Source organism: Glutamicibacter sp. BW77, from assembly GCF_002332285.1.
GTDB classification, from domain to species: Bacteria; Actinomycetota; Actinomycetes; order Actinomycetales; family Micrococcaceae; genus Glutamicibacter; species Glutamicibacter bergerei.
In genome coordinates this window covers 58,942-72,067 of sequence record NZ_NRGT01000075.1, presented here as the reverse complement: position 1 = coordinate 72,067, position 13,126 = coordinate 58,942, and the positions used below count along the sequence as shown (strand labels likewise).

General features: G+C 55.3%; 8 protein-coding genes. 7 read left to right on the top strand and 1 reads right to left on the bottom strand.

What is annotated here, in order from left to right:
• The first annotated feature begins 675 nt into the window (after window positions 1–675).
• The 3 genes from rplJ to CIK74_RS14485 all read left to right on the top strand — a co-directional run bounded on the left by rplJ (window position 676) and on the right by CIK74_RS14485 (window position 2,968).
• The gene (gene rplJ / locus CIK74_RS14495; RefSeq protein WP_096256914.1) at window positions 676–1,200 is read left to right on the top strand and encodes a 50S ribosomal protein L10; all 525 of its coding nucleotides are present in this window, start codon (window positions 676–678) and stop codon (window positions 1,198–1,200) included.
• Between the two features lie 71 nt (window positions 1,201–1,271).
• Window positions 1,272–1,646 carry a 50S ribosomal protein L7/L12 gene (rplL, locus tag CIK74_RS14490; RefSeq protein WP_096256913.1) on the top strand — a complete coding sequence of 125 codons (375 nt, stop codon included), beginning with the start codon at window positions 1,272–1,274 and terminating at the stop codon, window positions 1,644–1,646.
• Between the two features lie 146 nt (window positions 1,647–1,792).
• Window positions 1,793–2,968, top strand: a complete 1,176-nt coding sequence (locus tag CIK74_RS14485) for an acyltransferase (protein ID WP_096256912.1) — start codon at window positions 1,793–1,795, stop codon at window positions 2,966–2,968.
• Here CIK74_RS14485 and CIK74_RS14480 read toward each other — a convergent pair.
• Window positions 2,922–3,419 (bottom strand): YbaK/EbsC family protein, encoded by a 498-nt coding sequence (locus tag CIK74_RS14480; protein WP_096256911.1) that lies wholly within the window; start codon window positions 3,417–3,419, stop codon window positions 2,922–2,924. The genes CIK74_RS14485 and CIK74_RS14480 overlap by 47 nt on opposite strands.
• Before the next feature lie 903 nt (window positions 3,420–4,322).
• Between CIK74_RS14480 and rpoB the strand changes: the two genes are divergently transcribed.
• The 4 genes from rpoB (at window position 4,323) to rpsG (ending at window position 13,123) form a co-directional block, all read left to right on the top strand.
• Entirely contained in the window at window positions 4,323–7,829 is a 3,507-nt protein-coding gene (gene rpoB / locus CIK74_RS14475) for a DNA-directed RNA polymerase subunit beta (protein WP_096256910.1), read from the top strand.
• A 108-nt stretch (window positions 7,830–7,937) separates the two neighbouring features.
• Window positions 7,938–11,828, top strand: a complete 3,891-nt coding sequence (locus CIK74_RS14470) for a DNA-directed RNA polymerase subunit beta' (protein WP_096256909.1) — start codon at window positions 7,938–7,940, stop codon at window positions 11,826–11,828.
• Between the two features lie 450 nt (window positions 11,829–12,278).
• A complete protein-coding gene (gene rpsL, locus CIK74_RS14465; RefSeq protein ID WP_047119685.1) occupies window positions 12,279–12,653 on the top strand; it encodes a 30S ribosomal protein S12 in 375 nt (124 codons plus the stop codon).
• Window positions 12,653–13,123: a 30S ribosomal protein S7 gene (gene rpsG, locus CIK74_RS14460; protein WP_096256908.1), complete on the top strand. Its 471-nt coding sequence runs from the start codon at window positions 12,653–12,655 to the stop codon at window positions 13,121–13,123. Before rpsL ends, rpsG begins: the two co-directional genes overlap by 1 nt.
• The last annotated feature ends 3 nt before the right edge of the window (window positions 13,124–13,126 follow it).

Genomic DNA, 13,126 nt, shown 5'->3' with positions numbered 1-13,126 from the left:
CTGATCTACCCCGCGGTTTTTGCGATTCCACGAACCAGAGGAAACCTCGGTAGCTTTGGCGAGCTAAAGTTGTGGTGAGTACCCTCTCAAAGGGGCCGTGTTTTGTGCCACCGCAGGTTTTTGGCAACCGGGGGACCAGGCCATGACTAGAGGTAAAGCAGCAGGGAAATTCTCGCAGCAGCTAGAGATGCGAATTGCCTGAGTTTTGCCGGTGATCTGTCTGAGATGTGTTCCTTTGCTTCAATAAGTGGTGATAAGGTTTAAGTACCGACTTGATCGGCAGCTTCTGCATGGGCCCCCCAAGACCATGTAGGACCTGGATATAAGAGTTTCCCCAAAACTTTTATATCGACAAGTAGCCTGTTGTCAGCGTCCCCCAAGTGCTGGCTTCAGGCCTTGTCTTTTAACGACCATTAAGTGAGTCGAATCATGGGGGCTGTGCGGCTATCGATTTGGAAGATGCCACAATCCCCGTTTAGACTAGAGATACCGAAGACCGTCGGCCGGACATATGCATGCATAAGTCCCGAAGAGCTCGCAAGAGCGGCCAACGCAGGTTTCATAGATTTGTTTTAACTTGAATTAGTTGAAATGCCCTGTGCTCCTGCGCGGGGCCTTTTTTATTGGCCTCGCCGGTTATGAAACGGTACCGAACAAATCCCCGGAAGGAGTGTTATGGCAACGCCTACCAAGACTGTAGCGATTGAAGCAATCGCTGCAGACTTCAAGGAATCAACTGCGGCTGTCTTGACCGAATACCGTGGGCTTACCGTTGCACAGCTCAAGGAACTTCGCCGCTCACTTGGTCAGGATACCAAGTACGCAGTTGTGAAGAACACCTTGACCGCTATCGCAGCGAAGGAAGTTGGCATCGATGCATTCGATGGTCAGCTTTCCGGTCCGACTGCAATCGCCTTCATCAAGGGTGACGCAGTTGCTGCCGCAAAGAGCCTCACGGAGTTCGCAAAGGCTAATGAGAAGCTTGTCGTCAAGACTGGCTTCTTCGAGGGCAAGGCCCTTGACCAGGCCGGCATCGCCGCTCTGGCAGCCCTGGAATCCCGCGAAACTCAGCTCGCTCGCGTTGCTGCAGTACTGCAGGCTCCGGCCTCCGCTGCTGTGCGCATCGTGGACGCATTGCGTCTGAAGCTAGAAGAAGAGAACGGTGGCGCAGCTGCCGAGGAAGCTCCGGCAGAAGCCTAAGCTTTCGCGACTCTTTCGCATCGTAACCCCAATTCATAGGCCTCAGGGCCAAAACCGAAAGGACGCCGACCATGGCGAAGCTCAGCACTGAAGAGCTGCTTTCAGCATTCAAGGAAATGACCATCATCGAGCTCTCGGAGTTCGTGAAGGAATTCGAAGAGACCTTCGACGTAACTGCAGCTGCAGTTGCCGTTGCAGGCCCAGCAGGCGGCGCAGCTGCTGCTGAAGAAGAGCAGACCGAATTCGATGTCGTTCTTGAGTCGGCTGGCGACAAGAAGATCGCAGTCATCAAGGAAGTTCGTGCATTGACTTCCCTCGGCCTGAAGGAAGCCAAGGAGGTCGTTGATTCGGCTCCAAAGGCTGTCCTTGAGGGTGCAACCAAGGAAGCTGCAGAAAAGGCAAAGGAAGCTCTCGAAGCTGCCGGCGCAACTGTAACCGTAAAGTAAGTACCGCGGTCACTCGCAACTTATTGCCAAAGGGTTCATGGACTTCGTGTCCATGGGCCCTTTGGTCGTTAAAGTCAAATAATGTGTCTAATGCTTTATAACGTTTCTATTAACAGGGTTTATTCAAGTTCATTGTTTACAGTGAAATGGTGTCAACAACTCAAACTCAGGAAACGAAGAAGACAGGTGCACGGCTAGGTTTACTAGACGGCCTACGAATCAGCGCTGCCTTAATCGTGGTTCTTTACCACTACACCGCGTGGGGACACAGCCACTGGGGACTTAAAGCTCCAGATGCTTGGCCCATACTCTCGCAGTTCAGCCGCTACGGCTTGATTGGTGTACAGCTCTTCTTCTTGATCTCTGGCTTCGTGATCTTGATGTCCGTCCAAGGCAAGAACCTGATCCACTTCATCGGCTCACGTTTAGGCCGGTTATATCCGGCCTACTGGCTTGCGGTGATTGCAGCGGCAGTTCTCACCTTCAAAATTTGGCCTGACGCGCAAGACGGACGAAGTCGCGAGGATATCGTCCCAAACCTCACCATGGTCCAACAGGGCATGGGAGTGCGAGATCTTGACGGCGTGTACTGGACCCTGTGGGTGGAGTTCCGCTTTTATGTGTTGCTTGCACTGCTGTTAGTTGTCGGACTAGTTAAAATCAAAAACATCATGTGGCTGTCGTTTATCTGGCCGACTCTCGGAATCCTCCTGCACGTAGCTGGCATGGACAAAGCCCAGGAGTGGATTGCTGGGCAATACGCGGCACAATTCGCCGCCGGCATGGTTCTGTTTTTGATTTACCAGAACGGGCACACCATCGGGCGTTGGGCTATGGTCGCATTCAACACCGTAGTCTCTGCTTACTTCACCGGATTGAAGGGTAGCTTCGATAACGACTACCTCTCTGGAATAACTGTCCCCGCCTGGCACTTCTCGCTGCTGGCATTCCTCTGCGTAGCCTTGTTGGCAGTATGTACGCTGACGCCACTGAAAAATGTCCAGGCGCGATGGCTAGTCGTGGCAGGGTCGCTGACCTACCCGTTATACCTCTTCCACCAAATCTGGGGATGGTGGATCATCCATAGCCTGAGCGACACCATGAACAAATATGTGTTGCTTGCGTTGACCTTCGCCATCATGCTTCTCGTGGCCTACCTGGTGGCTCGCTTTATTGAAAAGCCAGTAGGTCTCTGGCTACGCAATGAATCCATCAAGTCCCTGACTGCTTTGAGCGCTTGGGCTCAAAGACTTCCGGTTTCAGGCCTTGGCTCGGCTACTCGGAAATCGAAATATCGGCAATCGTGGCATCAAATCCGTTAACCAGGTCCTGAGGATCAACCAGTAGTCCGTGCTCGGGTTCACCGCATCCTAGAGCTACTGCCTCGGGGACAGGCTCTGTGAAAACGCTGGCATCGATATATACCGGAAGCACTGAATGAGAGCCGAACGGAGTAATCGTTCCGCGTACGTAGCGCGTGACGTCGTAGGCAATATCAGCATCTGGCAGTGAAAGCTTGTTAACTCCTACTACTTCGCGTAGTTTCGGCCAGCTTAGTTTCCGTCCGCCTGGCACCAAAGCAAATAGGTACGTGTCGTCGGAACGCTTAATAACAAGTGTCTTCAACAAATGGGCTGGAATCACACCGAGTAGTTCTGCGGCGTGCTCTAGAGAATTGGCCGGCTCACGCGGAACTATCTCAATAGGTATATCCCGACGTGAAGCATCGAGGCTGACTCGGGTAAGTGCTTCGTTAACCTTTGACTGATTCATGCTTCTGCACTCCTAGCTTTTGACTGCTATCTTCTGCGCCGGCTCAAGGCTTGCTGCCCATGGAGGGTTCAGCAGAAAATAAGACTTCAATTTCCACTGATGCTCCTGCCACTTGGGTTTAGCCTTCCCCCGAGGCTAGCTCATAATCTTGAACTTTTGGAGATCTAGGACACACTGTCAGGCAATGGTAAGTCGAGCTTTACGTCTAATGGCTTGTTCTGCGTCTACGGTCTGCGAAGACTGTGGGTGGCGTGCGGGACCAAGGAGAACGGAAAAATCTTCAGACGGTGCACGTGAATCCTATTGCGCATCCCTGCCGGGGGCATTAAGGCGGAAGGTGCTCAATGGGAATGAGCGCACTATTGTTGGCTCGGTGCGAAGGCACAATGACCTAAAAGCAGCAGCCAAAAAAGATTTCATGAAAATTACGGTGCGATAGCGGACGCGATACTCCGTAGAGGTCGAAGTTGGTGAATTATTGCCACTGTGAGTAACTGCACACTGACGATAGACCGCGACGATTCTGTTTTCACTGCGGGGGAGTCCAGGTAGGCGGCCGATATTCGCCTAAGGTCCCGTTTTTGTTCTCTCACGTGGGTGAATGTGAGCGGAATTGCGACCAGAAAGGCATTCTGGGTATCGCCGGTGACAACCGCGAATGGCAGAAATGTGCCTGAAATCCGGTCGCTTCAAAAAGTAGCAAGAAACTATAGCATGAATTTCTCTCGCGGATATCGACAAGCTTAAAATACTCCGGTAGAGTAGAAATTTGCGCCATACCTGTTTGCGCGCGTGGCCTTCATATAGCGGTGGGTTCGCGTCGTCACACGAGGGCTTGTCCTATGACAGGCACCTTAGCACGGTTGGCGTTCGGAAACCTGACGGTCTTTGGAAGGATCCATCTTGGTCGCCTCGAGCAACCCTAACAACCAAACCGCTAGTTCGGCTCGCGATGCTGCATACGCTGGCCGACTTTCTTTTGCAAAGATTAACGAACCCCTTGAAGTGCCTAACCTGTTGGCATTGCAGACTGAGAGCTTTGACCGCCTCATCGGCAATGACCTGTGGAAGGCTCGCCTAGCCAAGGCCGAAGCCGCTGGTGACACCAGCGTGCCAGCTGTCTCGGGTCTGGCTGAAATCTTCGAGGAAATCTCCCCGATTGAAGACTTCCAGGACACCATGTCCTTGAGCTTCTCCGATCCGGAATTCGCTGATCCTAAGTACTCGATCGCAGAGTGCAAGGATCGCGACGCCACCTACTCGGCACCGCTGTACGTCAAGGCCGAATTCATGAACAATGAAACCGGCGAAATCAAGCAGCAGACCGTATTCATGGGCGATTTCCCACTGATGTCCGACAAGGGCACCTTCGTCATCAACGGCACCGAGCGTGTTGTTGTGTCGCAGCTGGTCCGTTCCCCAGGCGCGTACTTCGAGTCCACGCCGGACAAGACCAGTGACAAGACCATCTACTCCTCGCGCATCATTCCTTCGCGTGGTGCATGGTTCGAACTAGAAATCGACAAGCGCGACCAGGTTGGTGTGCGTTTGGACCGTAAGCGTAAGCAGTCGGTCACCGTGTTGCTCAAGGCCTTTGGCTGGAGCGAAGAAAAGATCCTCTCCGAATTCGGTCAGTACGATTCAATTCGTGCCACCTTGGAGAAGGATAACGTCAAGGATCAGAATGAAGCCTTGCTCGATATCTACCGCAAGCTTCGCCCAGGCGAGCCACCAACGGTGGACGCTGCACAGGGTCTGCTGCGCAACATGTACTTCGAGCCAAAGCGCTACGACCTGGCAAAGGTTGGTCGTTACAAGATCAACCGCAAGCTTGGTGTAGAGGTTCCGGTTGACGCCGAGAGCCCATCGGTTCTGTCCCAAGACGACATCATTGCAATGATCCGTTACCTCGTCGCGTTGCACGCAGGCGAGAAGACCATCTCCGGTACCCGCAAGGGCGAGATCGTCGACGTACCGGTCAACGTAGATGACATCGACCACTTCGGTAACCGTCGTATCCGCGCCGTCGGCGAGCTGATCGAGAACCAGATCCGCACCGGTCTTTCCCGTATGGAGCGTGTTGTGCGTGAGCGCATGACCACCCAGGACGTGGAAGCGATCACCCCGCAGACGCTGATCAACATCCGCCCTGTGGTTGCTGCAATCAAGGAGTTCTTCGGTACTTCGCAGCTCTCGCAGTTCATGGACCAGAACAACCCACTGGCCGGTCTGACCCACAAGCGTCGCTTGTCGGCTCTGGGCCCAGGTGGTCTGTCCCGTGACCGCGCAGGCATGGAAGTTCGAGACGTTCACCCGTCCCACTACGGACGTATGTGCCCAATTGAAACTCCCGAAGGTCCAAACATTGGTCTGATCGGTTCGTTGGCTACCTACGGACGCATCAACTCCTTCGGCTTCATCGAAACTCCTTACCGTCGGGTTAAGGACAACGTTGTTTCCAACGAGGTTGACTACCTGACCGCAGATGACGAGCTTCAGCACTTCATCGCACAGGCTAACGCTCCACTGGCAGAAGACGGCCGCTTCCTCGAAGAGACCGTACTCGTTCGTGAAAAGGGCGGTGGCGGCGAGCCCGTTATCGTTGAGCCAGCCGAAGTGACCTACATGGACGTTTCGCCTCGCCAGATGGTTTCCGTTGCAACCGCACTGATTCCATTCCTCGAGCACGACGATGCTAACCGCGCACTGATGGGCGCCAACATGCAGCGCCAGGCTGTGCCGCTGTTGGCTTCGGAGTCGCCACTGGTTGGTACCGGCATGGAGAAGTTCGCCGCGGTTGACGCCGGCGATTCCATCGTTGCGCTGAAGCCAGGTGTTGTCACCGAGGTTTCCGCAGACCTGGTTGTTGTCATGAATGATGACGGCACCGAGTCGATGTACCCAATCATGAAGTTCTCCCGCTCGAACCAGGGCAACGCGTACAACCAGCGCGTGCTGGTTAACGAAGGTGACCGTCTGGAATTCCAGTCGATCATCGCCGACGGTCCGTCGACCGACAAGGGTGAGCTTGCCTTGGGTAAGAACCTGCTCGTGGCATTCATGTCATGGGAAGGCCACAACTTCGAGGATGCGATCATTCTTTCGCAGCGCATGATCTTCGAAGACGTGCTGACCTCGATTCACATCGAAGAGCACGAAGTTGATGCCCGCGACACCAAGCTTGGTGCCGAGGAAATCACTCGTGACATCCCGAACGTCTCCGAGGACATCCTGTCCCAGCTTGATGACCGCGGCATCGTCTACATCGGTGCTGAAGTTGAAGCCGGCGACGTGCTGGTAGGCCGTGTCACCCCTAAGGGTGAAACCGAGCTGACCCCAGAAGAGCGTCTGTTGCGCGCGATCTTCGGTGAGAAGTCCCGCGAAGTTCGCGATACTTCGCTGAAGGTTCCGCACGGCGAGTCGGGCACCGTCATTGGCGTTCGTATCTTCGATCGCGACAACGATGATGACCTTTCCCCAGGTGTCAACCAGCTGGTTCGCGTCTACGTGGCACAGAAGCGCAAGATCACCAATGGTGACAAGCTTGCCGGTCGTCACGGTAACAAGGGTGTTATTTCCAAGATTCTGCCACTTGAGGACATGCCGTTCCTCGAAGACGGAACCCCACTGGATATCATCTTGAACCCACTGGGTGTGCCAGGCCGTATGAACGTCGGTCAGGTTATGGAAATCCACCTCGCATGGGCTGCCAAGCAGGGCTGGAACATCGAAAACGAGCCGGCTTGGGTGAAGGATCTGCCTAACTTGCCTCGTCAGTCCGGACCGACCACCGTGTCGACCCCGGTCTTCGATGGTGCCTCGGAAGAGGAAATCCGCGGAATCTTGGATTCAACGAACCTCACTCGTGATGGCGAGCGTCTGATCGGTAACACCGGTAAGACCCGTTTGTACGATGGTCGTTCCGGCGAGCCTTTCCCGGACCCGGTTTCCGTTGGCTACATGTACATCTTGAAGCTTCACCACTTGGTGGACGACAAGATTCACGCACGTTCCACCGGTCCATACTCCATGATTACCCAGCAGCCACTTGGTGGTAAGGCCCAGTTCGGTGGCCAGCGCTTCGGTGAGATGGAAGTTTGGGCACTGGAAGCCTACGGCGCCGCTTACACCCTGCAGGAACTTCTGACCATCAAGTCGGATGATATCCACGGACGTGTAAAGGTCTACGAAGCCATCGTCAAGGGCGAGAACGTTCCGGAACCAGGCGTTCCAGAGTCGTTCAAGGTGCTCATCAAGGAAATGCAGTCGTTGTGCTTGAACGTTGAGGTACTTGGTACCGACGGCAACACGATCGAAATGCGCGAATCGGACGAGGAATCGTTCCGTGCGGCGGAAGAGCTTGGCATCGACCTTTCCCGGTCGGAGCCAAACTCCGTAGAGGAGGTCTAGGTTTGATCGCTGCCTCAGGAGGCCAGCTGGCCCAGCGAGCGTAGCGAGAAACCAAGACTTACTTATTCGTATCGACTTCAGACACCAAAGAAGAGAGAAAAGGACCCTATGTCCAACGATTCCTCATTCGGCCTCATGCGCATTGGCCTTGCATCCGCAGAAGAAATTCGCGGTTGGAGCTACGGCGAGGTCAAGAAGCCGGAAACCATTAACTACCGCACCCTGAAGCCGGAGAAGGACGGTCTTTTCTGCGAAAAGATCTTCGGCCCTTCCCGCGACTGGGAATGCTACTGCGGTAAGTACAAGCGCGTGCGCTTCAAGGGCATCATCTGTGAGCGTTGCGGCGTCGAGGTGACCCGCGCTAACGTTCGTCGTGAGCGCATGGGACACATCGAGCTTGCAGCTCCAGTGACCCACATCTGGTACTTCAAGGGCGTTCCATCGCGCTTGGGCTACCTGTTGGATCTTGCTCCGAAGGACCTTGAAAAGGTCATTTACTTCGCTGCATACATGATCACCTCGGTAAACGAGGACCGTCGCCACGCCGAATTGCCCAACCTGCAGGCCCAGCATGATCTGGAACTGCGCAACCTGGCTAATAACGCTGAAGCAGACAAGAAGGCTATTGCCGCTGAGCTCGAAACCGAGCTGGAGCGCATGGAAGCCGACGGTGCCAAGGGCGCCGAGCTGAACAAGGCTCGCACCCTGGCAGAGAAGACCGTGCTCCAGATCGACAAGCGTTCAAAGGCTGAAGCCGAACGTCTGCGTGCCGTCTGGGAACGCTTCAAGGGCCTGAAGGTCGCCGACCTCGAAGGCGACGAAGGCCTGTACCGCACCATGCGTGAAAAGTACGGACTGTTCTTCGAAGGCTCCATGGGTGCAGAAGCAATCCAGAAGCGCCTGCAGAACTTCGACCTTGCGGCCGAAGCTGAACTGCTCAAGCAGATCATCGACGAAGGCAAGGGCCAGAAGAAGGCTCGTGCACTGAAGCGCCTGAAGGTTGTTAACGCCTTCTTGGTCAACGAGAACTCGCCTGAAGGCATGGTTCTGGATGCAGTTCCGGTGATCCCACCAGAGCTCCGTCCAATGGTTCAGCTCGACGGTGGCCGTTTCGCTACCTCGGACCTGAACGACCTGTACCGTCGCGTGATCAACCGTAACAACCGCCTGAAGCGTCTGCTTGATCTTGGTGCTCCCGAGATCATCGTGAACAACGAAAAGCGTATGCTCCAGGAAGCTGTTGATTCCCTGTTCGACAACGGTCGTCGTGGCCGTCCGGTCACCGGACCGGGTAACCGCCCACTGAAGTCGTTGAGCGATATGCTCAAGGGCAAGCAGGGTCGTTTCCGTCAGAACCTGTTGGGTAAGCGTGTTGACTACTCGGGCCGTTCGGTCATCGTTGTTGGTCCGCAGCTGAAGTTGCACCAGTGTGGTCTGCCTAAGCAGATGGCCTTGGAGCTCTTCAAGCCGTTCGTGATGAAGCGCCTGGTTGACCTCAACCACGCACAGAACATCAAGTCCGCTAAGCGCATGGTCGAACGTTACCGTCCACAGGTTTGGGATGTTCTCGAAGAGATCATCACCGAGCACCCGGTACTGCTTAACCGTGCACCTACCCTGCACCGTTTGGGCATCCAGGCGTTCGAACCACAGCTGGTTGAGGGTAAGGCTTTGCAGCTGCACCCACTGGTTTGTGCAGCCTTCAACGCCGACTTCGACGGTGACCAGATGGCAGTTCACCTGCCGCTGAGCCCAGAAGCACAGGCCGAAGCTCGCATCTTGATGTTGTCCTCGCACAACATCTTGAAGCCTTCGGATGGTCGCCCGGTTGCTCTTCCTTCACAGGATATGATCATCGGTCTGCACCACTTGACGACCAAGCGTGCCAACGAAGTTGGCGCAGGACGCACCTTCACCTCGGTTGCCGAAGCCATCATGGCAATGGACCTGCGTGAACTGCACCTGAACGCACCGGTTAAGATTCGTGTTCCGAACTTCGTTCCTTCTGACGAGCAGCCTGCTCCGGAAGGTTGGGAGCCAGGTACCGAAGCACTTCTGGAGACCTCGCTGGGTCAGGTGTTGTTCAACGACACCCTGCCAGCGGATTACCCATGGGTAGCGCAGGTTGCCGGCAAGGATGCACTCTCGGAGATCGTCAACGATCTGGCAGAGCGCTACCCGAAGATCGCAGTGGCAGAAACCTTGGATAACCTCAAGGATTCCGGTTTCTACTGGGCAACCCGCTCGGGCGTCACCGTGGCCATCTCGGACATTACCTCGAATATGGATAAGGCAGCCATCTTGGCTCCTTATGAGGTTCGTGCCGCGAAGGTTCAGGCTTCGTTCGATAAGGGCTTGATCGCCGATACCGAGCGTCGTCAGGACTTGATCGACATCTGGACCAAGGCTACCGATGAGGTTGCCGAGGCGATGAAGAACGGTATGGAAGAGCTGAACACCATTAACCGTATGGTGACCTCCAAGGCTCGTGGTAACTACCTGCAATTGCGTCAGATTGCCGGTATCCGTGGCCTGGTGTCCAACCCTAAGGGTGAAATTATTCCTCGCCCGATTAAGTCTTCGTACCGCGAAGGCCTGTCGGTTTTGGAGTACTTCATTGCTACTCACGGTGCCCGTAAGGGTCTGGCCGATACCGCATTGAAGACCGCTAACTCCGGTTACTTGACCCGTCGTCTGGTCGACGTTTCACAGGATGTTATCGTTCGTGAAGATGACTGCGGCACCCGCCGCGGTCTGACCGTGCCGATCGCCAACAACTCCGTTGGTGTACGCATGATGCACGAGACCGTCGAGAACTCGGCGTACACCCGTACGCTGGCTACCGAGGTCAAGGATGCTGACGGCAAGGTTCTGGCAGAAGCCGGTTCCGACGTGGGCGACGTGCTCATCGACCAGCTGTACGCAGCAGGTATCGATGAAATCCGCGTTCGCTCCGTGCTGACCTGTGATTCCGCCGTCGGAACCTGTGCACAGTGCTACGGTCGTTCGCTGGCCAGCGGCAAGACCGTTGACATCGGTGAGGCCGTGGGCATCATCGCCGCACAGTCCATTGGTGAGCCAGGTACTCAGCTGACCATGCGTACCTTCCACACCGGTGGTGTTGCATCGGCTGATGATATTACTCAGGGTCTGCCTCGTATCCAGGAGCTCTTCGAAGCCCGTACCCCTAAGGGTGTGGCTCCGATGTCAGAGGTCACCGGTCGCGTGTCGATCGAGGACGACGAGAAGCAGCTACGTGTTGTAGTCACTCCAGACAACGGCGACGAGAAGCAGGCCTACCCGGTTCTGCGTCGTGCTCGCCTGTTGGTTGAAGAGGGCGAAAACATCATTGCCGGTACACAGCTGACCAGCGGTACCTTGGATCCGAAGCAGGTTCTTCGAGTCTTGGGCCCACGTGAAGCACAGAAGTTCCTGGTCCGCGAGGTCCAGGACGTGTACCAGTCACAGGGTGTAGGCATCCACGATAAGCACGTGGAAGTCATCGTCCGTCAGATGCTGCGTCGCGTCACCGTCATTGAGTCCGGCGAAACTGAATTGCTGCCAGGCGAGTTGGCCGACCGTTCGCGCTTCACCGCTGCGAACAAGAAGGCAGTCACCGAAGGCAAGCGTCCAGCTGCCGGTCGTGACGAAATGATGGGTATTACCAAGGCATCGCTTGCCACCGATTCATGGCTCTCGGCTGCTTCCTTCCAGGAAACCACCCGCGTGCTGACTCAGGCTGCGATGGAAGGTAAGGAAGATCCACTGTTGGGTCTGAAGGAGAACGTGATCATCGGTAAGTTGATCCCAGCCGGTACCGGCCTGGATCGCTACACCCAGATCAACGTTGAGCCAACCGACGAAGCAAAGGCAACTTTGTTCACCGGTTCCTCGGCATTCTCCTCGGGACTGTACGACGATGCTCTGGAAGGCAATCTTTCGCCAGAATTCCAGGCCATCTCGATGGATGACTACGACCACGGTTCAGACTTCCGCTAAACACGGATTTTTGACTAGTTAGTCAACGCACCCGCCGGTACCTTTGGGTACCGGCGGGTGTTCCATTTAAGCACAATCGAAGGGGAGATAAGTCCCTTGGGGGAGTTCTCCACTAGAGGCTTGGTTTGCAAGTTATGCACCGAGGTTCAGCCTGTGGTCATCTGCGGTATGGCCGGCGTTCAGCTTACCTAGTTATGCTCGGGTGATAGGTGAGATAGCTTACTGAACCTAGAGCGATGGCGGATTAATGCTAGACTGAAAGCAATTGTTTTAGGTGTGGCAAAATGGACACAGTCCGGGTTGCGGGCAGGTTGCGCAACAAATGCCACACTTTCGCACGCCTAGGGGCATTTAGTCCCATGGCTGTAAAGCAAGCAGCTAGCTCCACGATTTGGCAGATAACTGTCCGGTTGTGGTGCCGACAAACTTAGACAATGGAAGGACACGAAAGTGCCTACTATTCAGCAGCTGGTCCGTAAGGGCCGCTCGCCTAAGGTCGTCAAGACCAAGGCTCCTGCCCTCAAGGGCAACCCAATGCGCCGTGGCGTGTGCACTCGTGTGTACACCACCACCCCGAAGAAGCCTAACTCGGCTCTGCGTAAGGTCGCACGTGTGCGCCTTGCCGGTGGCATCGAAGTTACCGCTTACATTCCAGGTGTCGGACACAACCTGCAGGAACACTCCATCGTGCTCGTTCGCGGTGGTCGTGTAAAGGACCTTCCAGGTGTTCGTTACAAGATTGTACGTGGTGCTCTGGATACTCAGGGTGTTAAGGACCGCAAGCAGGCTCGTTCCCGCTACGGTGCAAAGAAGGATGGTAAGTAATGCCTCGTAAGGGTCCGGCGCCAAAGCGCCCACTAGTTTCTGATCCAGTCTTCGAATCCCCATTGGTCACTCAGCTGATCAACAAGGTTCTCGTAGACGGCAAGAAGTCCACTGCAGAGCGCATTGTTTACGGCGCACTCGAAGGTGCCGCTGCAAAGTCCGGCGCCGACGCTGTTTCGACTCTCAAGAAGGCCATGGATAACATCCGCCCGGCCCTTGAGGTTCGTTCACGCCGCGTTGGTGGCGCGACCTACCAGGTTCCTGTTGAGGTCAAGCCAGGCCGTGCAACCGCACTAGCTCTTCGCTGGTTGGTTGGTTACTCGAAGGCTCGTCGCGAGAAGACCATGATCGAACGTTTGATGAACGAGATCTTGGACGCCTCGAACGGTCTGGGTGCCGCTGTGAAGCGTCGCGAAGACACTCACAAGATGGCCGAGTCCAACAAGGCCTTCGCTCACTACCGCTGGTAAGAA